The sequence below is a fragment of the Jiangella muralis genome, assembly GCF_001270745.1.
GTDB lineage: Bacteria > Actinomycetota > Actinomycetes > Jiangellales > Jiangellaceae > Jiangella > Jiangella muralis.
The window spans coordinates 76,700-98,601 of the sequence record NZ_LFXL01000037.1; the positions used below are offsets into that span (position 1 = coordinate 76,700).

Consider the following 21,902-nt stretch of genomic DNA (forward strand, 5'->3'; position numbering starts at 1 on the left):
TCTGGCATCGTTCTCGAGTCCAAGGAGTCTCACATGGTCATGACCGCTCGTCGCGCCGCCGCGGTGCGCAACGACTGGCGCAGCCTGACGCCGCGGCCCGTCGGCGAGCCAGCCGTCGACGGTGTGTCGGTCACAGTGGTCATTCCGGCGCATGACTGCCAGCCCGAGCTGGAGCTCGCGCTCGCGGCGCTCGATGAGCAGAGCCATCCGAACGACCTCCTGGACATCGTGGTGGTGGACGACCGCTCCCAGCCGCCGCTGGTCCTGCCCGGCGACCTGCGTGTGCCCGCGCGCGTCATCCGGGTCGAAGGCGGTGGTCACGGCTCCGGGAACGCCCGTGACGTGGGCGCACGTGTTGCGACCGGCGACGTGCTGCTCTTCCTCGACGCCGACATCATCGCCGATCGCCACCATGTCGAGGCGCACGCACGCTGGCACGAGCTGATCGACGACGCCGTCGTCCTCGGGTTCCGCGACTTCGTCGACGTCGAAGGCGTCACGCCCGCTCAGGTCCGGGAAGCCGTAGCCGGCGACGGGGTGACGCGCGCCGTGGCGGGCCGGGCCATGGAGCCGCATTCCTGGATCGAGCAGCTGCTGGCCAAGACCGACGACCTCGTCCAGGACCGCGAGGACCTCTGGCGGGCCGTCGTCGGCGCCAGCGTTTCGACCCGGCGGTCGTTCTACGACGAGATGGGCGGCTTCCCGCACTTCCCGCGCCGTGGCATCGTCGACACCGAGTTCGGTTATCGCTGCTTCACCGCTGGGGGTGTGGTCATACCCGAGCGCGCGGCTTACAGCCTGCACCAGGGGCAGCGGTCGTTCGCCAGCCGAGGCGACGAGATCGCCCGGCTGCGTGCGCCGCTGATCGCCAACCACATCGCGCATCCGCGGTATCGCCCGTCGGTTCGGGGCAGGCAATGGGCTGTTCCCTATCTCCATGTGATCGTTCCCGCGGGGTCGGCGGACTTCGTGACCGCCCAACGGACCGTTGATGATCTTCTGGCCAATGACTACGACGACTTGACCATCAGTGTCGTGGGTGTGGCCGACCACCCGGAATGGGACCTGCTGGTCGACTACTGGGAGCGCGACGGCCGGGTGAAGCTGATGCACGAGGCGCCGCGGACCGGGTTTCCGAGCCCTGCGACGATGCTGGTCCCGGTCGGCGCCAGGTTCGCCTCGGACGCCGTCGGCCGCATGGTCACCAAGCTGCGTGCCTGGACCCACGGACTGCTCAGCGTGAGCGTCACCGGCATGGACACGCCCGTCGAGCTCTGGGCCACCCGCGCACTGAGCCGGAGCCTGCGCGCGGCCGATGCGGGCTCGCTCCGCGACACCGCGCGAAGCCTGTTCGGTGAGGCGTGGTCGGCCGGATCAGATCACGGGGTGGGTGTCGACGCCGGAGCCTCGGACGTGGAGCGGAACGGAAGGCGTCGTCAGCCGGGCCGGTAGGTCAGCAGCGCCGACCGGTCGGTCTCGGAGCCCTCACGGACCAGCCCGGGCGTCTCGGCCAGCCAGGCGTCAGCGGCCTCCTGTTCCTCGGGCCGGTCGACGTCGTCGAGCACGATGCGCGCGCCCGGCGCGAGCCGGGTGCCGAGCAGCGGCAGCGCTGGGTAGCGTGCCCGCGGCCCGCTGGCGCGCGGCGGGCCGTCGACCAGCAGCAGCTCGATGTCCTTCAGATCCTGGACTGCGGTGGGGTCGTACCAGGTGAACGTCTCGCCGTTCACCTCGACCTCGCTCAGCGGCGCGTGCCGGACCTCCGCCACGCCGCTGAGCCCGTGCTCCTCCAGCGTCCGCCGGGTCTGCTCGGCGTAACGTTCGTCGTGCTCGAGTGACACGAGTCGCCCGCCGCCCAGCGACTCCAGCGCGTAGGCCAGCCAGACCGTCGACGCCCCGCTACCGCACTCCACCACCATGGCGGGACGAGTCTGGTCGACCAGCCGCACCAGACGGAACAGCGTCGTGGGCTCCATGGCCCAGCCGCCCGTCGGAGGCAGTGGCGCCCGGGCATCGATGCGCTTGTCCAGCTGCATCAGTGCCTGGATCTGGCGGACCGGCTCGTAGCCCAGCTTGTCGACGCGCTCGCGCAGGCTGATGAGCCGGCGCTTCTCGCCCTGGGCCAGCTCCTCCTGCCCAGCCAGCAGATCACGGCGGGCGCCGTCGACCCGCTTCTTGGTGCTGGCCACATCCTCCCGGATGCCGCTCACGCCGTCGCCGAGCGAGGTGAGCGTGCTCCCGATGCCCCCGACGTGACCGACGAGCTCGACGTGGCGTTCTGCGGCGGCCAGGCGCTCCTGGGCGATGCCCGTGAGGACGCGGTCGCCCGCGGTCTGGAGCCGGCCCACCGTCGACCGGACCTCGCCCGTGACGGCGTCGAGGGTGCGGCGGCCGGATGCCTCGACGTCCGCGGGGAGACCACGCAGACGGTCGATCTTGCGCGCCGTGGCCAGGTCACGCTGGGCCATCTGCTTCAGTCGCTTCGCCATCTCGCCCTGGCGGCGGCGGATGTCGAGGAGAACGACGACCAGGACAGCCAGGAGCAGGCCGAGCGCGGCAATGGCGAGATCCGCCTGCCCGACGACGCCGAGGACGGCGGTCGCGAGGCCGAGGGCAGCGGCGACAAGACCCGCCACGAGCTGCCGAGTAGTCATACCCAACACGACTTCGTCCAACCTTCCTTCGTCAGCGTGGGCGTGAGACTACCCTTTCCGGCAGCAGCACAGGCAACGACTCCGCGTGGGCACAACGGCAGGATGGTTCGTCGGTCTGCCAGGTAGTCGTCACGGGGAGACTGAAATGCGTGCGTTCGTGTTGTGTACGGGGCGTTGTGGCTCCGTGACCTTCGTCCGGTCGTGCCGGTACATGGACAACCACACGGCCGGCCACGAGTCGCTGGCCCACGCCGTGGGCGACGAGCGGTTCGCCTATCCCGAGCACCATGTCGAGGCGGACAACCGGCTGTCCTGGTTCCTCGGCGAGCTGAGGTCGCGGTTCTCCGACGACGCCCTCTTCGTTCACCTCCGCCGCGACCCCGGCGAGGTCGCCGAGAGCTTCGTGCGGCGCTGGGACAACGGGCACCGCGCGAACATCGTCAAGGCGTTCTCCGAGGCGGTGGTCCCGCATCGCACCGAGCTGCCCGTGGAGAACCGGCCGGCCCTGGCCCGCTTCTACGTCGATACCGTCCGGGCCAATATCGAGGCATTCCTGACGACGGTCCCGTACACGATGACGATCGACCTCGAGAGCGTCAAGGACCAGCTTCCGGAGTTCTGGTATCGCCTCGATGCCGAGGGCGACCTCGACGCCGCGGTGGCCGAGTTCGATCAGCGGCACAACGCCAGCGTCCCGGCCTGACCCGGCTCAGGGCAGATAGGGCCCGATCGCCTCGGCCACTCGCGGTGCCAGCGTCCGCGCATAGGTCGCCGACAGGTGGTGGGGGTCGCGCCAGACGATCACGTTGCCGATCACGGCGGGGCACGGGTCGCTGGGGCAGATCGCCGCGTTGAGGTCGACGAGGTCCAGCTCCAGGTGCCGTGCCGCGTCCTCCTGCTCGTCGCCGGAGCGCTCGAGCGCGTCCGGCTGTGGCGCCGCGCAGGCGCTGAGGTGGTCGGGGTTGGCGGACACGCAGTCGGGCACGTCGCGATCGAGCCACGGGGTGTTCCGGATGACTGCCAGCGGCACGTCGGCGTCGATGACGCTCTGCCAGCTGGTGGACAGCGCTGCCGCGAAGGCGGCATCGTTCTCGGCATCGCTCAGCTCGGCCCCGTCCTGGAGCACTCGATAGGAGTTGCTGCCCGTCGTGACGACGATGTCCGGCCGATCCGGTCCGGTGAGGTGCTCGACCAGCGCCTCGTTCCACTCCGTGCAGGAGGTGTACGGCAGGTCGTCGGCCGTCGCGACGTCCGCGGTGAAGAACCCGCAGGACGACTTGGTATAGGTCTCGACGCGCCAGCCCTGCTGGTCGCCGGCGGCGTCCAGCGCGGGCTGCCATTGCGCAGCGTGGGAGTCTCCGACCAGCGCGACCACGCGGTCGGAGTCGACGTCACCGTACGCACAGGACAGCAGGTCGGCGTTCTCCTGATCCTGATGGCAGCCGTCCTCGTAGACGTCGGCGTTGTCGTCCCGGACCTCCAGCGGCCCGGGAGTCAGCGCCTCGACCTCGTCGGCGGCACGGCCGTCCGGGTCGTTCGCCGGGTCGTCGCCGAGCACGGCCGCGCCGGGCGCGTCGGCGGCGACGTCGTACTCGGGGACGGCTCGCGCGGTGAGGAACGCGGCGGCCAGCGCCACCGCGGTGGCCACGGCGCCGACGGCGAAGGCCCGGCCGGGGTGGACCGCGAGGGACCGCGCGTGGTGGATCGGCCGCTCGACCAGCCGGTGGGTGAGCCAGGCCGGGATCACCGAGCCGGCGACCACGAGCGTTCCGACGGCCGGCGACGGCTCGCCCCAGGCCGCCGCCGCGGCGACCAGCAACGGCCAGTGCCACAGGTAGAGCGAGTACGAGAGTCCGCCGACGAACCGCATCGGCGCGGCGCCGAGCAGCCGGCCGCCCGTCGTGGCCGTCGAGGCGATGCCCGCAGCGATGACCGCGGCGGCGCCGAGGGTCGGCAGCAGCGCCGCCGAACCCGGGAACGGTGTGGACGAGTCGAACGTCAGGGCGGCGACGGCGATGGCTGCGAGGCCGGCCCAGCACAGGACCGCGGCGATGCGGCGCGGCAGCACGGCCAGCCGAGTCGCCGCCAGCGCCAGCAGCGCGCCGATGGCCAGCTCCCAGATGCGTGTCGTGGAGACGAGGTACGCCACGCCCGGGCTGGTGCCGGTGAGGTGGATGGACCAGACCAAGGAGGGCACTGCGATCAGAGCCAGCCCGCAGGCCAGGACGCGGCGCACCGACCCCTGCAGGCCTCGGGACCGGGCCCACCACACCAGCGCGATGATCAGCAGTGGCCAGACGACGTAGAACTGCTCCTCGACCGCCAAGGACCAGAAGTGCTGCACCGGGCTCGGAGAGGCCTCGGCGGTGAGGTAGTCGACGGACTGCTCGGCCAGTCGCCAGTTGATCAGGTAGGCGGCGCTCGCCACGATGTCGCCGGCCACAGACGACCAGCGCACCGGCGGAAGGAACAGGATCGTCAGGATCGCGGTCGCCGCGAGCACGACCGCTGTCGCGGGGAGCAGCCGGCGGATCCGGCGGGCGTAGAAGCGGCCCAGCCGCAGCCGCCCGGTCGATTCGACCTCGCTCAGGATCAGCCCGGTGATGAGGAACCCGGAGATGACGAAGAACACGTCCACGCCGACGAACCCGCCGCTGACCAGCGGGAGGCCCGCGTGGTAGGCGAGCACGAGCAGCACCGCGACGGCGCGCAGACCCTCGATGTCCGGGCGGAACCCGCCGCGGACGTCGCCGCTGGCCGAGGACGTTCGGGCCGGGGCCGACACGGCGGTTGCCATCTCGTCAGGTCTCCTTGTGGTGCGCGTGTCTGTCGCAGGTGCGGCCATCGATCATGCCATCTGGATCGGAGCGGGGCATGGTGCTCGCGGATCCCGGGCGCGGGGCCGTGGACGTCAGCGATCCGCGATAGGGTCCCGATGGTGGCGGGCCCTTTGGTCAGGGTGGGAGCAAGGACGATTCGGAGGGGCACGTAGATGGCAGAGAGCTGGCTTCGGAACGCGATCGCCGAGGCGGTGGGCACCCTGTCCGTGGTCTTCGTGACCGTGGCGACGCTGGGTATCGCCGGTCAGGCGACGCCGACGGTGCTGGCTTATGGCTTCGTCGTCATGGGCATGGTGGCGGCGCTCGGCCACGTCTCGGGCGGCCACTTCAACCCCGCCATCACGCTGGCCATGCTGCTGGCGAAGAAGATCGACGCGCTGGGAGCGGGCATCTACTGGGCGGCGCAGCTCGTGGGCGCCGCGCTGGGTGCGCTGCTCGTCGCGGCGGTCTCCGACACCGACACGGTGGCGGTCGCGACACCGGCGGTGAACGAGGAACTCGTCACCATGGGCGGTGCCATCGCCCTCGAGGCCATCGCGACGATGTTCCTGGTCCTGGTCGTGTTCGGCACCGTTGTCGACGAGCGTTCGCCGCTGTCGATCTACCCGTTCGCGATCGGCGGCGCGGTCATCGCCGGCAGCGCCGCGCTGCTCGCCGTCACCGGCGGAGCGTTGAACCCCGCCCGCGGTTTCGGCCCGGCCGTGGTCAGCGGCGAATGGGACGACATCGCCTCGTGGCTGGTCGGCCCGCTGTTGGGGGCCGTGCTGGCCTGGGCGCTGTACCACTTCGTCATCGCCGAGCCGCAGCGCACCACCAGGCGCGCCCGTTACCCCGATCCGGTGCCGCCGCCAGGGCCGTCGCTGCTGCCCTGAGCCCGTAGCCGGGTCAGCGCCGCGGGGCGAGCGAGGCCAGCAGCAGGCGCTCGGTCCGGCCCAGTCCGTCCGGGCCGACGACGACCGAGGCGGTGCTGCGGTAGGTCGCGAAGACGGTGCCGAGCGTCGTGCGGACGTAGTCGTCCCAGGACTGGCCCTCGTACGGCCAGCCGGCGGCCGGCAGCAGCAGCTCCGCCGGGTAGCCGTAGGCGCGGGCCGCGGCCAGCTCGGGCACGTCCATGACGATCACCGGGCGGAAGCCGGCGCTCAGCACCTGCAGTTCGGCGAGTTCGTCGACGACCTCGCGGACGCGCTCCGGCGGCAGGCCGAGCAGCAGCACCACGACCACCGGCAGCCGCTCCGTGCCGACGCCGGCCAGCAGCCGTCCGGCGGTGACGTCGAGCGGCGTGTGCTGTTTGGCGTCGACGGCGAACAGCCGGTGCACGACGGCGCGGGCGGTGGCGGAGTCGCGCAGGCGGGGGACGACGGTGCGGCGGGCGTAGCGGTAGCCGGGGATGCGGCGCATGTGGCGCATGACGCGGCGCGGCTTGCGGCGGTCGGCCATGGTCAGTCCTGCCCTTCGACGACGAGGCCGGTGAGGATGCGGGCGGCCTCGGCGGCGCCGTTGCCGGCGTCGGCGTCGGCGACGTGCTTCACCATCGGCTCGCCCCGCTCCAGCAGGTCGGACAGCAGCGGCGTCGCCTGGTCGACGGTGACGACCTCCAGCGTGTGCGCCCAGCCCTGCGCGGCGGCGTAGCGCGACCGTGCCTCCTGGTCGTCCAGCGCGGTGGACCGGTTCGGCACGAACAGCGTGGGGACGCCGAAGCGCAGCAGCTCGTGGAAGCTGTTGTAGCCGGTGGCGCTGACGGCGAGGTCGAACGCGCGGTACCGGCGCGACAGCGGGAAGTCGCGCACCACGTGGACGTCGTCGAGGCGGCCCTGGCCGGACGCGATCTCCGGCTGCGTCACGCACACCTCGACGCCGAGGTCGCGCAGCGCGGCCACGACGGCGCCGAGGTCGCCGCTGGTGTCGTTGATGTTGCCGGCGCCGAGCGAGACCAGCGCGAGCGGCGCCGACGGGTCCAGCCCGAGGAACGCGCGGGCCTCGGCACGGGTGTCGAGGTCGTCGCGGTCGAGCAGCGTGACGGGGCCGACGCGGGCCGCCTGGGCCTGCGCCGTGACGCCCTGGTCGGCCGGGCCGGCGAACTCGCCCGGCTCGATGACGAGGTCGAACCAGCTCGACTTCGCCAGCTGGTCGCGGTTCATGCCGGCCCGCCACATGCCGCGTCGCGACCACACCCAGCGGATGCCCGGGTAGGCGCGGCGAACCAGGCCGAGACCCTCGTACGGCCAGGTGCCGTCGAAGACGACGACGGACGGGTGGATGCGCTCGATGGTGGCCGACAGCCGCGCGGCGAAGTACGCGTGCCACCGGGCCGGCTCGAGGCCGGTCGCGGACGCCGACGGCACGTATTCATACGGGTGCCCGAACCGCCCCACGACCGGCGCGGCCTGCGACAGCGAGAAGAAGTGCGGCTCCAGCGCAGGGGCGCACCGTTCGGCGTACGCGAGCAGCCGGGTCAGGTGGCCCATGCCGGCGCCGTTGCTGCTGACGAACAGCGCCCGCGGCACGGTGCCCGCCGCCTCGGTGGCGACCGGCGGCGGTGGGGACGGCGCCGGCGTCGTGCTGGGCGGCCCGATCAGCGCCTCCAGCCGGGCGACGTGTGCCTCGTGGCCGTACCGCTCCCGCGCCGTCCGCTGGGCCAGCTCGACCTGCGCGTCGTAGGCGGCGCGGTCGGCGTGCAGGGACTCGACGACGCGGCGGACGTCGTGCGGCTCGGCGTAGACGGCGGCGGCGCCGAAGACCGGCTCGAAGTGCGGCGGCAGGACGGCCGGGACGCCGGTGGCCAGCGCCTCGAGGATGGTCCGGCCGAACGCCTCGACCCAGCGCGGGTTGTGGAAGTAGACGAAGAAGTCGAGGGAGGCGAGGAAGTCGCGCGGCGGCATGGCGCCGAACTCGAACACCTCCCAGCTCTCCGGGAGGTCGCCGAGCAGGTGCTCGACCGGCCCGGCGCCGCCGAGCACGCGCACCGTCCAGGACCCGTCGACGGGGTAGACGGCGCGCAGGGTGGCGGCGTCGGCCGGCCACTTCTGCGGCGACGACCGGCTGTGCCGCCCGACGACGGGGCGCGCGCCGGCCGCGTGGCCGGACCGCTGGACGGCCCAGGCGTCGACGTCGATGATGTTGACCCAGTCGGCCTCGGCCAGCGTGTGCGCCGGGACCCGCCCGGCGATGGCCTGGCGCACCAGCGGGCCGATCGGCGCCCAGAGCGGCTCGCGGCCGAACCGGTGCTTCGCGATCTCGTGCACGGCCTCGGGCCGGTAGTGCTCGTGGCCGTCGATGTCGTACGGGGCGGCGTTGGCGACGATGACGACGTGGTCGGCCTCGACCGGCGGCAACTGCTCCGCGGCGTGCTGCAGGACCGCCGGGTGGCGCACCACGACGATCTTCGCCCGCACCGGCGCCCGGCCGACCAGCAGCCGTGCCCGGCCGGCCTCCACCGCCCGCCGGATCAGCGGGTTCACCGGCGACACCTTGGCCACCAGCGGCCCGTTCAGGCTGATCAGCCCGGTGGAGTAGCCGGCCCTGGCCTGCGCCGTGATCTCCTCGGCGATGCTGTGCGAGGTGCCGCCGGGGAAGCGGAGGTCAGAGACGTCGAGGACGTCGACAGTGCGGGTGCCGGGAGCGGGCATGGTTCCAGATCGTGCCACACCGGCGGGCCGTCGCCGATTCCGGCCGAAGATCACGGGCAACCGGCCGGACGCGCCGGGCGTCTACGGGTCAGACACGGCCGTGTTGTCCCGATTCATCCAGCCCGACTCTTCTGGAGATCCCATGATGGAACCCGAGAACCCGGCCACGGCCGACGAGACGTCCAGCCGCCGGCGCCTGCTGCGCGGGGCCGGCGTGCTGGCCGGCGGCGCCGTCGCGGCCGTGGCCGGAGTCGCCGCCGCCTCGTCCGCGCAGGCCGCCCCCGGCGACCCCGTCCGTCTCGGCCGGCTGAACGGCTCCGGCACGGCCGCCACGACGGTCCGCGGCAGCGGCGCGGGTGTTCTGGCGGTGCAGAACCGCGGCGCCGGCGATGGCGTCGTGGCCACCGCGGACGACTCGATGAAGGCCGCCGTCCGGGCCACGAACCGCAACACCGGCAACTCCATGGGCATCGGCGGCGCCGTCGTGGCCACCGGCGAGGAGTGCGCCGCGGTCGTCGCCATCGCGCACGCGGGGCACGACTACGCGATCTACGCGTACGGCTACGCCGACCAGACGGAACAGGAGCGCGGCAACGCCATCCACGCCGTCGGCACGGTGTACCTGACCGGGCCGGTGTACATCGAGGGCGACCTCATCGTGAACGGCACCATCTACTGCGACAACGTCAAGCCGCTGAGCGACCGGCAGCGGGCCGAACTGCACGCGCGGACGCGGCCGTCAGCGGACTGACGTCATGTCGCCGACGACCGTGCGGAGGGCACCGACGAGGCGTTCCGCACGGTCGTCGGCGTGGTTGCGCAGGCGGTTGGTGAGGTAGGCGAACCCGACCCGGGCGACGGGGTCGGCGAAGGCCAGCTGCCCGCCGGCGCCGTCGTGGCCGAAGGAGGACTCGGCCAGCATCGGCGCGATCGGGGAGCGCAGCATGAACCCGGTGGCCCAGCGGGCGTGCGGCGGCGGGAGGTCCAGCACCCCCGGCCCCTCGGCCAGCGCCCGGGTCGCGTCGCGGACGGTTTCCGGGCGCAGCAGCGCGGGCTCGCCGTCGGTCTCGGTGACGGTGCGCGACCACGTGCGGGCCAGCGCCCGGGCGGTCGCGACGACGCCGACGGCGGGCAGCCCGGCGGCCAGGACGGCCGGATCGTTGAGCCCGGCGCCGTCGCCGACCAGCTCGGGGTCGAACGCGTGGCCCAGCGTGATCGCGCGGGTGACGGTGCGCTGCCGCCACGGCGTCTCCGGCGCGTCCGGCGGGAACGTCAGCCGCGACCGGTTCCGGTCCCAGCCGGCCGCCGCGACCCGTCCCGCGTCGGCGGCCGGCACGCCGAACAGCAGGTCCGGGCCGCCGGCCAGCCGGTCGAGATGGACGGCCAGCGGCTCGCCGGTGGCGCGGCGCAGCACCTCCGCGACCAGCCAGCCGTACGTCATGGCGTGGTAGGCGTGCCCGGCGCCGGGCGGCCACAGCGGCCGCTGCCGCTCCAGCGCGGCGACGACGGGCGTCCCGGCCAGCGCGTCGGCGAGCGTGAGGTCGGCGTCCAGCGCGGGCAGCCCGGCCGTGTGCGACAGCACCATGCGCGTCGTCACCGCCTCCTTGCCGTGCGCGGCGAAGGCCGGCCAGTACGCCGCGACCGGCGCGTCGAGGTCCAGCGCGCCGTCCTGGGCGGCCCGGACGGCGCACGCGGCCAGCAGGCCCTTCGTGCATGAGAACGTGACGGCGAGAGTGTCCGCCGTCCACCCGGCGCCGCCCCACACGTCGACCACCGGCCGCCCGTCGACGTAGACGGCGACGGCGGCACCGGCGGCCGGGTCCTCGGCCAGCAGGTCCGCCAGCACCTCGGCCACCGGCGCGTATGCCGGTTCCCACACGCCGTCGATCATCGACCCGCTCCCTGGAGGATGGCGGCGACGAAGCCGCGCTGGAACACGAGGAACACCGCGATCGTCGGGACCACGATGAGCAGCGACCCGGCGCACAGCAGCACGATGTCGGTGCCGTACTGGCCCTGGTAGGCGCCGAGCGCGCCGGCCATCGTCCGCCGCGTCGGGTCGTCGACCAGCGTGACCGCGAGCAGGAACTGGTTCCACGTCCACAGGAACAGCAGGATCGCCAGTGCCGACCACGCCGGCGCCGCCAGCGGCAGCATGACGTGCCGGAACGCCTGCCGCGAGCTGGCGCCGTCCACCTTCGCGGAGTCCAGCAGTTCGGCCGGCAGCCCCAGGAAGTGCGCGCGCATCCAGAAGATGCTGAACGGCATGAACAGCGCGGTCAGCGGCAGGATGATCGCCCATCGGCTGTTCAGCAGGCCGAGGTCGCCGATCTGCAGGTACAGCGGCGCGATCAGCGCCTCGTACGGCAGCGCCAGCCCGGCCAGGAACGCCGCGAACACGAGCCGGGAGCCGCGGAACGGCACCAGCGCCAGCCCGTACCCGGCCAGCGTCGCCAGCAGCAGTGCCGCCGGCACGACCACCAGCACGATCAGCGAGCTGGACTTGAGCAGCTCGCCCATCAGCGCGGCGTTCCACGCGTCGGCGAAGTTGCCCCACTGCGGGTCGGCCGGCAGGCTCAGCCCGGCCGGGCGCGAGCCGCGTGGCTGCAACGCCGTCAGGGCCATGCTGACCAGCGGCAGGACGGTGCCGACGGCGGCCAGCGCGAGCAGCAGGCCGGCCGGGCTGCGTCGCCTCACCGCTCCCGTCCCAGCCGCTGCAGCGGCGCGATGACCGCCAGCACCAGCAGCACCAGCACCACCGCGAGCGCCGACGCCAGCCCGACCGCCTGCTCGGTGAAGACCAGCCGGAAGATCAGCACGCCGGGCACCATCGTCGAGTAGCCCGGCCCGCCGGCGGTGGCGACGTAGACGATGTCGAAGCTGGCCAGCGCCGCGATGGTGAGGATGGTCGCGGCGACGACGATCTCGCGGCGCAGCGACGGCAGCGTGATGGCGGTGAACCGGCGGATCCGCCCGGCGCCGTCCAGCGCCGCCGCCTCGTGCAGCGCCGGGTCGATCCGCAGCAGCCCGGCGGTGAACAGCAGCGTGCACAGGCCCGTCGCCACCCAGGCGCCGATCAGCCCCACCGCCGGCAGCGCCGTGTGGAAGTCGGCCAGCCAGGGCCGGGCCAGCGCGTCCAGCCCGATCAGGCGTAGCAGCTGGTTCACCACGCCGTCGGAGGAGTACATCCACGACCACGCGATGGCGGCGCCGGCCAGCGGCACCACCTGCGGCAGGAACAGCAGCGCGCGGGCGGCGGCGCGGCCCGCGCCGGAGCGCAGGTCGGCGACGACGGCGGCCAGCGCCAGGCCGAGCGCGATCGGCAGCAGCGTGAAGAACGCGATCAGCACCAGCGCGTGGCCGAGCGAGTCCAGCAGCCGCTCGTCTGTCACCACCGACCGGTAGTTGTCCAGGCCGACCCAGGTGGCCGGCCCGAACCCGTCCCAGTCGTAGAACGAGTAGCGCACCGTCTGGCTCAGCGGATATAGGACGAACCCGCCGTACAGCAGCAGCGCGGGCAGCACCCACCACCAGCCGGACGCGGCCCGGGGCGCCCGCACCGCCCGCCGCGGCCGGGCCGGCGTCCTCGCGGCCGCATCGGCGGGTCCGCGCTCCCGCACCATGGTGTTCACCCGCCGACCTGGCTCTCGTAGTCGGCCTGCAGCGTAGCGGCGAAGTCCTCGGGCGTGACGCGGCCCGCGAGCAGCAGCTGCAGCTGCGGCGTCAGCGTCGCGGAGAAGAACGACGCGGTCGCGTTGCCCATGAACGGGACGATCCCGTCGTCCGCGCCGAGCTCGGTGAACGCCGTCGCCGCGTCGGCGACGACCGCGACGTCGGACTCCGGCGCGGGCGCGTCGGAGGGCCCGCCCGGCGCCAGCCCCTTGTTCGTGACGATCAGCTGGCGGCCCTCGTCGGTGAAGGTGAAGTCGAGGAACGCGGCCGCGGCGTCGGCGTCGGAGGCCGCGGCCGGGATGACGAAGTTCGCGGGGTCGGACATCGCCGCGCGCGGGTGGTCGTCGGCGGCCGGGAACAGGAAGAACCCGACGTCGTCGCCGAGCTGCTGGCCCAGCGTCGCGGCCTGCCAGTTGCCGCTGACGAAGTAGACGCCCTCGCCCGCGGCGAACTGCGCGGCCGCCGTGCTGGCGTCGACCGCCGACACGTCCGCCGCGAGGTAGCCGGCCGCCGCCCAGTCCTGCAGCGTCCGCGCCGCCTCGACCGCCTCCGGGGTGTCGATGCTGGCCCCCGGCGCGTTGAACACCCACTCCGTGACCGGTTTCGCGGTGCCCTGCGCGAGCAGCAGCGACTGGTACGGGAAGAACACCAGGCCGTCCTTGCCGGACGTGACCAGCGGCGTCGCGCCGGTCGTCGCCGCGGCGGCGAGGTCCTGCTCGAACTCCGCGAGCGTGGCCGGCGGGCCGTCGATGCCGGCCTGCTCGGCCAGCGTCTTGTTGTAGTAGACGCCGGTCAGCGTGAACCCGATGCCCATCCCGTACAGCGAGCCGGTGCCGCGGGTGCCGTCGTCGTCGACCCGCCACTGGTTCAGCTGCGACGCCGGGAAGTCGGTCCAGCCGTAGGCCTCGGCGTAGTCGTCGAGGTTGCGGACCAGCCCGTCCTCGACGGTGTTGCCCGGCGTCGGCAGGCTGATCAGGTCGGGCGGGTCGTCGCCGGTCATCAGCCGCGCGGCGTTCTGCTGCAGCGCGTCGAACTGCTCGCCGGTGATCTCGAACGTGACGTTCGGGTGCAGCGCGGTGAACGCGTCGGTGATCGGGCGCAGGCTGTCGACCTGCGTGGTGTCGATGGTGATGTCGACGACGACCGGGTCGTCGCCGAGATCGGTGCCGGCGCCCTCCGTGCTCGCGTCCGCGGGGGTGTCGGTGCCCGGCGAGCCGCAGGCGGCCGCCGTCAGGGCGATCGTGAGGGCGGCCGCGGCGGTGGCGGCCGCGGTGCGCGCTGGTCCGCGACGGTGCGCGGTGCGTGGGGTGTGGCGTGTCGTCATGGCGCTCTCCTCGACATCGGTGCCGGTGGTCGACGACCCGGGCCCTACCGTCGTCCGGTTCGAGAAGTTTGTCAAGCACTTCGATAAAGCACTTCGATGGCTTAGGCTGTGGGCGTGAAGGACGTGACCATCTATGACGTCGCCGAGCGGGCGCAGGTCAGCATCTCGACGGTGTCCCTCGCGCTGAACCACCCGGCCCGGCTGAAACGGTCGACGCTGGACCGCGTCCTCCAGGTCGCCGACGACCTCGGCTTCGTCCCCAAGGAGCGGGCCGTCGTCCGGGCCCGGAAGGGCGTGCACCGCATCGCGGCGGTGGCGCCGTTCACGTCCTACGCGAGCTTCTCCCGGCGGCTGGCCGGCGTCTTCGACGAGCTCGGCGACCGCGGCGAGCAGCTGATCGTCAGCGACTGCGCGGACATCGCGGTGTCGGCGTCGCCGGTGCTGGCCAGCATTCCCGTCCGCGGCCACGTCGACGGGCTGCTCAACCTCGGGGTGCCGCTGGACGAGAAGATCGGCGAACGGCTGCGGCAGCGGCTGCCCACGGTGCTGCTCGACACCCGGTACCCGGGGCTGCCCGACATCTCCGTCGACGACCACCTCGGGGGACGGCTGGTCGGCGAGTACCTGGCCGGGCTCGGGCACCGGAAGGTCGCCTTCCTCAACGAGGTCGAGACGTACCCGTTCGAGTCGCCGCCGGTGCTGCGGCTGGCCGGGCTGCGGTCGGTACTCGGCTCGGACGCGGTCGTCGAGATCACCGTGCCGAGGGGGACGTCGGCCGGCGCCGAGGCGGTGGCACAGCTGCTCGCGGACGGTGCGTCGCCCGTCACCGCGGTCGTGGGGTGCCGCGACCTGGTGGCGCTCGGCGCGCTGGCCGAGCTGCGGGCGCGCGGCCTGTCCGTGCCCGGCGACGTCTCGGTGGTGGGCTTCGACGACGACCCGGTCGCGGAGGCGCTCGGACTGACCACGGTGCGGCACCCGTTCGAGGAGTCCGGCCGGCTGGCGCTACGTACGCTGCGGCGCATGCTGGCCGCTCCCGGCGAGCCGATCGCCAGCCGGCGCCTCCCGCTCACCCTCGTCCCCCGCGCGACGACCGGTCCCGCCCTTGTCGCTTGATGGAACGACGAGGTTCGGCAGGCGCTGGAGATCGATCGCCAGCTCGTCGCGCACCTTCCGGGCCGATTCGTCAGCCGCCCAGGCGCACGATCGCGGTCGCGAGCTCGACCAGTGTCCGTGCTCGGCGAACGAGCGGTTCGGCCTTGGTTGCTGTCACCACGTTCGTCCCATACTCGACGTCGCCCTTCGACGCGATCAACTCGCGTAGCGCCCGCTCGGCCGCGGCTGCGTCCGGTCGCTTCGCCAGCGCCTGCCGCAACTCCTTGGCAGCCGCCGCGTGATCCTTGCTCTTGCCTGTCGCTCCGGTCAGCACCGTGACGATGGCGTCCTTCGCGCTGATGCCGGCGTGGATCGCGTCGCCGGCTGCCGGCGTGTAGCGCTCGGCGACGAGGTTGGCCTCGGCGGACTCGAGGTACTCGACCGACTTCCTGAGGAAGCTCTTGGCGTGGTTGCGCTGTTCGGCCGTTGCCATCAGGCACCCCTGTGGTTGATCCGCGGCATCGCGCCGATCAGGGCGAAGCCGTCACGGAGGATGTCGCTGACCACCGGCTCGCCGGCGGCGGCAAGCCGGTCGAACTCTGCCCTGGTGAACACGAGCACGTCGCAGTCGTTGCCGAGCCGCATGCGAACGCCGTCCTCGAGCTCGACCCGCTTGTCCCAACCTGGTGGAGCGATCACCGCCAGATCGACGTCACTGTCGGCTGTCGCCTCACCGCGTCCGATCGACCCGAACAGGATCACCACTGACACCTCTGAACCCGTGACGGCTGCGACGGCCTCCCGCAGAGCCGCGATCGGGTCGAGGAGCCCACGCAACGGAGCCACCGCTACGTGCTCCTCGTTGACCGTGTGCACGCCGGCGCGACCGATCGTCTGGGTCTCGACCACACCGAGCTCGGCCAGCACTTTCAGGGCCTCCTGGACGGTCCAGAGGCTGTAGTCGTCGCTGACGAGGCGGTGGATCTGCCGCCCGGTCAGAGGTGAGCCAGTACGCAGCAGCGTCGCCAACACCGCACCGCGAGCGCCGGGGATGATCCCGCCGAACGGCTCGTTGAAGAACATGCCCGCAAAATACCAGTCATATGATTGGTTGGCCAGTCACATGACTGGCAGACCTGCCATACCGTAGTTGCGGCCCACGTCGCCCCGTGCGGCACCGCGGTGGGTCGCCGCTCCGCTGCTCAGCCGGCGGTGACCGTCACCCGCTCGGCGTCGACGCGGGCGGGGCGGCCGGCCGGGTCCTCGTGCCGCACCAGCACCGCCGACCCGCCGACCACCAGCGGCACCAATAGCGCGTCGACCAGGGCGGTGCCGAGATCGTCGGTCGCCACCAGGAGCCGGCCGCCCGGACCGGCGCCCAGCTGCTCGGCCCGCTGCCGGGCGTGGTCGGCCAGCCCGCCGAGTGTGTGGACGGCCCCGCCGCGGTCGAGCGCCGGCTCGGTGTCGTCGGGCGGGAAGACCGGCGCGAAGTGGTCGGGATAGCCGGGCACCTCGACGGCGTAGTCGGCGACGCCGGGCGGCAGCGGCTCGGTGAACCGCCCGCCGAGTGGCCGCAGCGCCAGCCCGACCACCTCCGGCGCGCTGCCCGCCGCCGTGGCTACGTCGTCCGGGCCGGCCACCGCCACCTGCACGTCGCCGTCACCGGAGCCGAGCACCACGCACACGCCGGCCGACCAGCAGGCGGCCGCCCACGCCAGTGCCTGCCAGTGCGCCGGCAGCCGCAGCGCGACCCGTTCGCCGGTCTCGGCGCCGAGCCCGCCGGTGAGGAACCCGGCGGTCTTCGCGACCCAGTTGTCGAACGTGATGGTGGACAGCTCGACGCGTTCGCCGGTGGCGTCGTCGTAGAACGTGAGGAACGGCCGCGCGCCGTCGTGCCGGACGGCGGTGCGCAGCAGCTCTGCCGGGGTCTCACTCATGCGCCCCACCCTACGGTCACGACGGCGTCGTACTCAGACACCGGGGCGGAGCCGAAACCCCAGGCCAGCTGCCTAGCCAGCGAGCCGCCGGACCAGCCGGACCGCTCGCCCGACCGGCCACCACACGTGGTCACGAGGCCGGTGATCCGCGGGTCGCCGAGCTCGGTGGCCGCGAACGCGTACAGCCGCCCGATGCGCGGCACGATCAGCCCGTAGTCCACCAGCCGGCCGAACCAGTTCTCGTCCTGCAGCACCTCGTCGATCACCAGGCCGTCCAGCGGGTACCACTCGGGCAGGATGTTGCGCAGCGAGAGGAACCAGCCGGTGCCGCGGCGACGGGGATCGCCCAGTACCGCGGCGGCGGGCCACAGTCGTCCGAGCGCGGTCCGGGGCGCGGCGACGAGACCGTGGGCGAAGAACACCCGCACCAGGGCGACGTCCATGAAGAACCGCTCGACCTCGTGCTCGCCCGCCGTCAGGCCGCGGTGCTCGAAGTACCCGGCCACGATGCTGCTGTTGTGGGCGCGATACCACTGGCGCGGCGACGGCCGGGCGAGGAAGCGCATCCACTGGGCGACGGCCGGGCGGCAGCCGTCGTCCGGCCGGCCCGCATCGAGCAGCGCCGCCGCCACCCACCCGTCGCGCAACAGACCCTCGTTGACGGCGCGCCACCACGGGCTGCCCGAGGTCTCCAGCACGCCCCGCCGCGCCTGCCAGCGCATGAACGCGAGCTGGGCCCGTCCGTACGCCCGGATGCCCGGCCGCCGCGCGTAGAACTCCGCGGCCAGCGCGAGCCGCGCGTCGACGTCGTCGCGTACGGCGGCGACCAGCCGCTCGCCGGATGTCTCCTCGGGCTCCCCCACGGGGGGAGTATTCAGCCCGGCCGCGGCGACGACAAACGCCTGTCGGTGCCGCGTGCTTCACTGAGAGCGTGATGGAGCGGACGTGGCGGCCGCGGCGTCCGGTCGACGTCGTCGCGACGCTCGCCGCCCACCAGCGCGGCCCGGGCGATCCCGCCTTCCAGCTCGACGCCCGCGGGCGGGTCTGGCGCACCTGCCGGCCGGGCGGCGACGCCGCGACGGTGTGCGTGACGGCCGGGCGCGGCGAGGTCACGGCCACGGCGTGGGGCCCGGGCGCCGCGGCCGCGCTCGACGCCGTCCCGCAGTGGCTCGGCGACGCCGACGATCCCGGCGACTTCCGGCCGCGGCACCCCGTCCTGGCCGACGCGTTCCGCCGCTTCCCGGGCACGGTCGTCGGACGCACGGGGCTGGCCATCGAGGCGCTGGTGCCGGCCGTCCTGGAGCAGAAGGTCACCAGCACCGAGGCGTACCGCGGCTGGCTGCGGCTGCTGCGCCGGTTCGGCGAGCCGGCCCCCGGTCCCGCGCCCGACCGCATGCGCGTCGTCCCGCCGTCCGACGTCTGGGCCCGCATCCCCTCGTGGGAGTACCACCGCGCCGGGGTCGGGCCGCAGCGCTCACGCACCATCGTCACCGCCGGGCGGCACGTCGCGCGGCTGGAGGAGATCTCCGGCCTCGCGACGGACGACGCCGACCGGCGGCTGCGCGCCGTCCCGGGCATCGGCGTCTGGACGTCGGCCGAGGTCCGCCAGCGCGTCCTCGGCGACGCCGACGCCGTCTCCGTCGGCGACTACGGGCTCCCGCACGTCGTCGCCTACGCGCTGACGGGGGAGCGGCGCGGGACCGACGAGCTGATGCTCGAGCTGCTCGAGCCGTACCGCGGGCACCGTCACCGCGCCTGCCTGTTGCTCATGCGGGCCGGGCCGCTGCCGCCGCGACGCGGCCCGCGCGCCCCCGTGCGCGACTTCCGTTCGATGTGACGGCCGTCAGCGCAGGTCGCGGACCAGGTAGAGGAGCTCACCCCGGCCGTCGGTCTCGGAGTGGTCGCGGCGGAACCCCAGCTTCGCCAGCACCCGCAACGACGGCGCGTTCCACGTCCGGACCGTCGACCACAGACGGCGGCGGCCGGTGGCGGTGGCCGCCGCGAGCACGGCCCGCGCCGCCTCGGTGGCGTAGCCCTGACCGTGGTAGCGGCGCAGCAGCTCGTAGGCGATCTCGGGCTCGCCGAGGGTGGCCCGTCCGATCAGCAGGCCGCAGTAGCCGAGCGGCGCGCCGTCGGACCGCCGGCGGACGGTGAGGAACCCGATGCCGTTCGCCGCCGCCGAGGCCTGCAGTTCGATGAGCCGGCCCTTGGCCTCGTCGAGGGTGCGTGTCGTCCCGCCCTCGCGTTCGCCCATGAGCTCGAGGTGCCAGGGCGCGTCGGCCGGTCCGAGCGGCCCGAGCGAGAGCCGCTTCGTCTCCAGCTCGAAGGCCATCGGCCGCCAGATCACCGAATGACCGTCACGGTGTCGACGTCGACGGGCGGGTGATCGGCGGACGGTTCGGCGGCGTGGCCGATCGCGACCGCGCCGATGGGCGTCCAGCCGGGCGGGAGGTCCAGCGCCGACGTCGCCGCCGAGAGGGCGGGGTCGGGGAACAGCCAGGCGGACGCGAGACCCTCGGCGCCGAGCGCGATCAGCAGGTTCTCGACCGCCGCGCCCAGGCCGAGCAGCGCGTCGGACCCGTCGACCAGGCACGGGACGACGACGTACGGGGCGGCGCCCAGCAGTCCGGCGCCGTCCAGCCGTGACGCCAGCCGGCGGCGGGCCGCGTCGGATTCCAGCAAGACGAACCGCCACGGTGGGGTGTCGATCGGCCACGGCGCGGAGAACGCGGCGGCGACGGCCTGCCTGACCACAGCCGGATCGACCGGCGCCGGCGTGAACGACGACGCCGTCCGCCGGCCCGTGACGGCGGCCCGCATCGCTTCGGGGGTGCCGAGCCGGAAGCGGTCCTCGGCGCTCGGCCGGATCAGCGCCGCGATGCCGTGGTCGTCCTCGCCGGGCTCCAGCAGCAGGTGCGGCAGTCCGCGCACGACGGCGACGGGGACACCGGACAGTTTGGCGCGCACCAGTTCCGACGCCGCCGCCAGTTCGTCGGCCAGCGCGACGACCGTGACGCCGAGGTCGTTGCCGTACGCGTCGACGCTGCCGCGCAGGTCGTCGACGGCGCGGATGCCGGCCGAGCCGACCGCGAAGTCGGCGACGCCGTTGCGCCACACCCGGCCCGCGGTGTCCGTCACGACCACGCCGACGCGGACGCCGTAGCGCTTCGCCAGGCCGTCGCGGAGGGCGCGGGCGGAGCCGTCCGGGTCGACCGGCAGCAGCACGATCGTGCCCTGCTCGACGTTCGACGCGTCGATGCCGGCGGCGGCCATGACGAAGCCGTGCCGGGTCTCGACGATGCGGGTGCGCCCGCGCGGCGTCGTCCACTCCGAGATCGTCCGCACCGCCTCGGCGTCGATGGCGTCGTCGCGGTCGAGGCCGGTCGCGACGCGGCCCTCGGACTTGCTGACGATCTTGCTCGTGACGACGACGATGTCGCCGTCACGCAGGGTGTCGCCGGGCGGGGCCTGCTCGAGCGCCGTCGCCAGGATCTCGACGAGGTCGTCGCCGGGGCGGACCTCCGGGATGCCGGGCAGTCCGAACGCCTCGTAGCGGGCGCTCACCGGGTCCGCACCTCCTCGGCGAGGTCGAGTGCCGCGCGGGCCATGGTGGCGGTCGTGTCGGGGTCGGTCATCCAGAGCGGGACGGCGACGCAGCGGACGCCGGCCGCCTCGACCTGTTGCGTGGCCGCCTCGTCGACGGTGTCGACCAGCCAGCCGTCCAGCAGGTCGGCGAACAACCCGGCGACCCCGGCCGCCGTCGTCGGCACGCCGATGGCCGTGAGCGTCGCATCGGCCATCCCTCTTACCGGTGAACCCCCGATGATCGGTGAGAGGCCGATCTTCGGGGCCTTCGCCGTGCGGACGGCGTCGCGGATGCCGGGGACGGCGAGGATCGGGCCGATGCTGACGACCGGGTTGGACGGCGGCAGCAGGATCACGTCGGCGCCGGCGATGGCGTCGAGGACGCCGGGGGCCGGCTTGGCGTGGTCGGCGCCCACGAGGACGATGCGGCGGGCGGGGATCTCGGCGTGCAGGCGGACCCACCATTCCTGGAAGTGGATCGCCTTCTCGCCGTCGTCTTCGGTCCCGACCACGACGTGAGTCTCGACCCGGTCGTCGGTCATCGGGAGGAGGCGGACGCCGGGCCGCCAGCGGTCGCAGAGCGCCTCGGTGACGGCCGACAGCGGGTAGCCGGCCGCGAGCATGCGGGTGCGGACGAGGTGGGTGGCGAGGTCGCGGTCGCCGAGCGTGAACCACTGCGCCTCGGCCCCGTACGCGGCCAGCTCCTCCGCGACGGCGAACGTCTCGGCCGCGCGGCCCCACCCCTGAGACTCCTCGATGCCGCCGCCGAGCGTGTACATGACGGTGTCGAGGTCGGGGCTGACGTGCAGCCCGTGCAGCGTGATGTCGTCGGCGGTGTTCCCGACGACGGTGACCTCGGCGTCGGGGACGGCTCGCAGCAGCCCCCGCAGGAACCTGGAGCCCCCGATGCCGCCGGCCAGCGCGGTGATCCTCAGCACAGCCACGACCGTACCCGCTGCCAGGTGGGCGGCCCGCCCCGCGCCCGGTCAGCGAGACGCCGCCCCCGTTCCATGATCATCAACCTTTTGCGCTGACATGGCAGCCCAAAAGGTTGATGATCATGGACGGAGCCGGGGCGACGAGATCGCGGCGCCTGCCCCGCTTCCATGATCATCTCTCTGTCAAGATCCGGTGTGCCGGGTCCTGCTCGACGGGGCGGGTGCCGGTGTGAGTAC

The 21,902-nt window shown here is 73.4% G+C and carries 21 protein-coding genes; 6 read left to right on the forward strand and 15 right to left on the reverse strand.

The features are described 5' to 3' along the window. The first annotated feature begins 33 nt into the window (after positions 1–33). Entirely contained in the window at positions 34–1,452 is a 1,419-nt protein-coding gene (locus ACW62_RS26795) for a glycosyltransferase family 2 protein (RefSeq protein ID WP_053207185.1), read from the forward strand. Here ACW62_RS26795 and ACW62_RS26800 read toward each other — a convergent pair. After that, complete coding sequence (locus ACW62_RS26800; protein ID WP_157575007.1) at positions 1,437–2,651, reverse strand: class I SAM-dependent methyltransferase; 1,215 nt, start codon at positions 2,649–2,651, stop codon at positions 1,437–1,439. The genes ACW62_RS26795 and ACW62_RS26800 overlap by 16 nt on opposite strands. 211 nt (positions 2,652–2,862) lie before the next feature. On the opposite strand from ACW62_RS26800, the gene ACW62_RS26805 reads away from it, so the two are divergent. Continuing rightward, positions 2,863–3,354: a hypothetical protein gene (locus ACW62_RS26805; protein WP_157575008.1), complete on the forward strand. Its 492-nt coding sequence runs from the start codon at positions 2,863–2,865 to the stop codon at positions 3,352–3,354. 6 nt (positions 3,355–3,360) lie between these two features. Here the strand turns inward: ACW62_RS26805 and ACW62_RS26810 are convergent, their stop codons facing one another. Further along, entirely contained in the window at positions 3,361–5,448 is a 2,088-nt protein-coding gene (locus ACW62_RS26810) for an acyltransferase family protein (protein ID WP_053207188.1), read from the reverse strand. Positions 5,449–5,643: 195 nt separating this feature from the next. On the opposite strand from ACW62_RS26810, the gene ACW62_RS26815 reads away from it, so the two are divergent. Further along, positions 5,644–6,363 carry an MIP/aquaporin family protein gene (locus tag ACW62_RS26815; protein ID WP_053207189.1) on the forward strand — a complete coding sequence of 240 codons (720 nt, stop codon included), beginning with the start codon at positions 5,644–5,646 and terminating at the stop codon, positions 6,361–6,363. A 13-nt stretch (positions 6,364–6,376) separates the two neighbouring features. On the opposite strand, the gene ACW62_RS26820 is transcribed toward ACW62_RS26815, so the two are convergent. Next, positions 6,377–6,928 (reverse strand): hypothetical protein, encoded by a 552-nt coding sequence (locus ACW62_RS26820; RefSeq protein WP_053207190.1) that lies wholly within the window; start codon positions 6,926–6,928, stop codon positions 6,377–6,379. Between the two features lie 2 nt (positions 6,929–6,930). Next, the gene (locus ACW62_RS35435) at positions 6,931–9,117 is read right to left on the reverse strand and encodes a glycosyltransferase (protein WP_205629630.1); all 2,187 of its coding nucleotides are present in this window, start codon (positions 9,115–9,117) and stop codon (positions 6,931–6,933) included. 142 nt (positions 9,118–9,259) lie between these two features. Between ACW62_RS35435 and ACW62_RS26830 the strand changes: the two genes are divergently transcribed. Beyond that, positions 9,260–9,868, forward strand: a complete 609-nt coding sequence (locus ACW62_RS26830) for a hypothetical protein (protein ID WP_053207191.1) — start codon at positions 9,260–9,262, stop codon at positions 9,866–9,868. Here the strand turns inward: ACW62_RS26830 and ACW62_RS26835 are convergent. Genes ACW62_RS26835 through ACW62_RS26850 form a run of 4 tightly spaced genes read right to left on the reverse strand, consistent with a single transcriptional unit; the run spans position 9,857 to position 14,113 of the window. Beyond that, the gene (locus ACW62_RS26835; protein ID WP_053207192.1) at positions 9,857–11,008 is read right to left on the reverse strand and encodes a serine hydrolase domain-containing protein; all 1,152 of its coding nucleotides are present in this window, start codon (positions 11,006–11,008) and stop codon (positions 9,857–9,859) included. The genes ACW62_RS26830 and ACW62_RS26835 overlap by 12 nt on opposite strands. Next, positions 11,005–11,814, reverse strand: a complete 810-nt coding sequence (locus ACW62_RS26840; protein WP_053207193.1) for a carbohydrate ABC transporter permease — start codon at positions 11,812–11,814, stop codon at positions 11,005–11,007. The genes ACW62_RS26835 and ACW62_RS26840 overlap by 4 nt, the downstream gene beginning before the upstream one ends. Next, on the reverse strand, positions 11,811–12,740 hold the full coding sequence (locus ACW62_RS26845) for a carbohydrate ABC transporter permease (RefSeq protein WP_083460214.1): 930 nt from the start codon (positions 12,738–12,740) through the stop codon (positions 11,811–11,813). Before ACW62_RS26845 ends, ACW62_RS26840 begins: the two co-directional genes overlap by 4 nt. Before the next feature lie 5 nt (positions 12,741–12,745). Continuing rightward, positions 12,746–14,113 carry an ABC transporter substrate-binding protein gene (locus tag ACW62_RS26850; RefSeq protein WP_053207194.1) on the reverse strand — a complete coding sequence of 456 codons (1,368 nt, stop codon included), beginning with the start codon at positions 14,111–14,113 and terminating at the stop codon, positions 12,746–12,748. Between the two features lie 114 nt (positions 14,114–14,227). Between ACW62_RS26850 and ACW62_RS26855 the strand changes: the two genes are divergently transcribed. After that, complete coding sequence (locus ACW62_RS26855; RefSeq protein WP_169792133.1) at positions 14,228–15,226, forward strand: LacI family DNA-binding transcriptional regulator; 999 nt, start codon at positions 14,228–14,230, stop codon at positions 15,224–15,226. Positions 15,227–15,296: 70 nt separating this feature from the next. Here the strand turns inward: ACW62_RS26855 and ACW62_RS26860 are convergent, their stop codons facing one another. The 4 genes from ACW62_RS26860 to ACW62_RS26875 all read right to left on the reverse strand — a co-directional run bounded on the left by ACW62_RS26860 (position 15,297) and on the right by ACW62_RS26875 (position 18,005). Next, positions 15,297–15,698: a hypothetical protein gene (locus tag ACW62_RS26860; RefSeq protein ID WP_053207196.1), complete on the reverse strand. Its 402-nt coding sequence runs from the start codon at positions 15,696–15,698 to the stop codon at positions 15,297–15,299. Then, positions 15,698–16,288 (reverse strand): nucleotidyltransferase domain-containing protein, encoded by a 591-nt coding sequence (locus ACW62_RS26865; protein WP_053207197.1) that lies wholly within the window; start codon positions 16,286–16,288, stop codon positions 15,698–15,700. The genes ACW62_RS26860 and ACW62_RS26865 overlap by 1 nt, the downstream gene beginning before the upstream one ends. Before the next feature lie 119 nt (positions 16,289–16,407). Further along, positions 16,408–17,142, reverse strand: coding sequence for a TIGR03089 family protein (locus tag ACW62_RS26870; protein ID WP_053207206.1), 735 nt, complete (start codon positions 17,140–17,142; stop codon positions 16,408–16,410). Beyond that, positions 17,139–18,005, reverse strand: coding sequence for a hypothetical protein (locus ACW62_RS26875; RefSeq protein WP_053207198.1), 867 nt, complete (start codon positions 18,003–18,005; stop codon positions 17,139–17,141). Before ACW62_RS26875 ends, ACW62_RS26870 begins: the two co-directional genes overlap by 4 nt. Before the next feature lie 71 nt (positions 18,006–18,076). Between ACW62_RS26875 and ACW62_RS26880 the strand changes: the two genes are divergently transcribed. Next, complete coding sequence (locus ACW62_RS26880; RefSeq protein ID WP_053207199.1) at positions 18,077–18,979, forward strand: DNA-3-methyladenine glycosylase family protein; 903 nt, start codon at positions 18,077–18,079, stop codon at positions 18,977–18,979. A 6-nt stretch (positions 18,980–18,985) separates the two neighbouring features. Here ACW62_RS26880 and ACW62_RS26885 read toward each other — a convergent pair whose 3' ends face one another. Genes ACW62_RS26885 through cofD form a run of 3 tightly spaced genes read right to left on the reverse strand, consistent with a single transcriptional unit; the run spans position 18,986 to position 21,662 of the window. Continuing rightward, positions 18,986–19,474, reverse strand: coding sequence for a GNAT family N-acetyltransferase (locus ACW62_RS26885; RefSeq protein ID WP_053207207.1), 489 nt, complete (start codon positions 19,472–19,474; stop codon positions 18,986–18,988). A gap of 11 nt (positions 19,475–19,485) precedes the next feature. Continuing rightward, the gene (locus ACW62_RS26890) at positions 19,486–20,706 is read right to left on the reverse strand and encodes a coenzyme F420-0:L-glutamate ligase (RefSeq protein ID WP_053207200.1); all 1,221 of its coding nucleotides are present in this window, start codon (positions 20,704–20,706) and stop codon (positions 19,486–19,488) included. After that, a complete protein-coding gene (gene cofD, locus ACW62_RS26895) occupies positions 20,703–21,662 on the reverse strand; it encodes a 2-phospho-L-lactate transferase (protein WP_053207208.1) in 960 nt (319 codons plus the stop codon). The genes ACW62_RS26890 and cofD overlap by 4 nt, the downstream gene beginning before the upstream one ends. Between the last annotated feature and the right edge of the window lie 240 nt (positions 21,663–21,902).

What these genes read in the sequence shown, in the direction of transcription:
- ACW62_RS26835 (WP_053207192.1), bottom strand. Translation starts at nt 11,008, where the DNA reads ATGATCGACGGCGTGTGGGAACCGGCATACGCGCCGGTGGCCGAGGTG.
- ACW62_RS26815 (WP_053207189.1), top strand. Translation starts at nt 5,644, where the DNA reads ATGGCAGAGAGCTGGCTTCGGAACGCGATCGCCGAGGCGGTGGGCACC.
- ACW62_RS26795 (WP_053207185.1), top strand. Translation starts at nt 34, where the DNA reads ATGGTCATGACCGCTCGTCGCGCCGCCGCGGTGCGCAACGACTGGCGC.
- ACW62_RS26880 (WP_053207199.1), top strand. Translation starts at nt 18,077, where the DNA reads ATGGAGCGGACGTGGCGGCCGCGGCGTCCGGTCGACGTCGTCGCGACG.
- ACW62_RS26805 (WP_157575008.1), top strand. Translation starts at nt 2,863, where the DNA reads ATGGACAACCACACGGCCGGCCACGAGTCGCTGGCCCACGCCGTGGGC.
- ACW62_RS26800 (WP_157575007.1), bottom strand. Translation starts at nt 2,651, where the DNA reads ATGACTACTCGGCAGCTCGTGGCGGGTCTTGTCGCCGCTGCCCTCGGC.
- ACW62_RS26820 (WP_053207190.1), bottom strand. Translation starts at nt 6,928, where the DNA reads ATGGCCGACCGCCGCAAGCCGCGCCGCGTCATGCGCCACATGCGCCGC.
- ACW62_RS35435 (WP_205629630.1), bottom strand. Translation starts at nt 9,117, where the DNA reads ATGCCCGCTCCCGGCACCCGCACTGTCGACGTCCTCGACGTCTCTGAC.
- ACW62_RS26870 (WP_053207206.1), bottom strand. Translation starts at nt 17,142, where the DNA reads ATGAGTGAGACCCCGGCAGAGCTGCTGCGCACCGCCGTCCGGCACGAC.
- ACW62_RS26845 (WP_083460214.1), bottom strand. Translation starts at nt 12,740, where the DNA reads ATGGTGCGGGAGCGCGGACCCGCCGATGCGGCCGCGAGGACGCCGGCC.
- ACW62_RS26830 (WP_053207191.1), top strand. Translation starts at nt 9,260, where the DNA reads ATGATGGAACCCGAGAACCCGGCCACGGCCGACGAGACGTCCAGCCGC.
- ACW62_RS26885 (WP_053207207.1), bottom strand. Translation starts at nt 19,474, where the DNA reads ATGGCCTTCGAGCTGGAGACGAAGCGGCTCTCGCTCGGGCCGCTCGGA.
- ACW62_RS26810 (WP_053207188.1), bottom strand. Translation starts at nt 5,448, where the DNA reads ATGGCAACCGCCGTGTCGGCCCCGGCCCGAACGTCCTCGGCCAGCGGC.
- ACW62_RS26860 (WP_053207196.1), bottom strand. Translation starts at nt 15,698, where the DNA reads ATGGCAACGGCCGAACAGCGCAACCACGCCAAGAGCTTCCTCAGGAAG.
- ACW62_RS26850 (WP_053207194.1), bottom strand. Translation starts at nt 14,113, where the DNA reads ATGACGACACGCCACACCCCACGCACCGCGCACCGTCGCGGACCAGCG.
- ACW62_RS26865 (WP_053207197.1), bottom strand. Translation starts at nt 16,288, where the DNA reads ATGTTCTTCAACGAGCCGTTCGGCGGGATCATCCCCGGCGCTCGCGGT.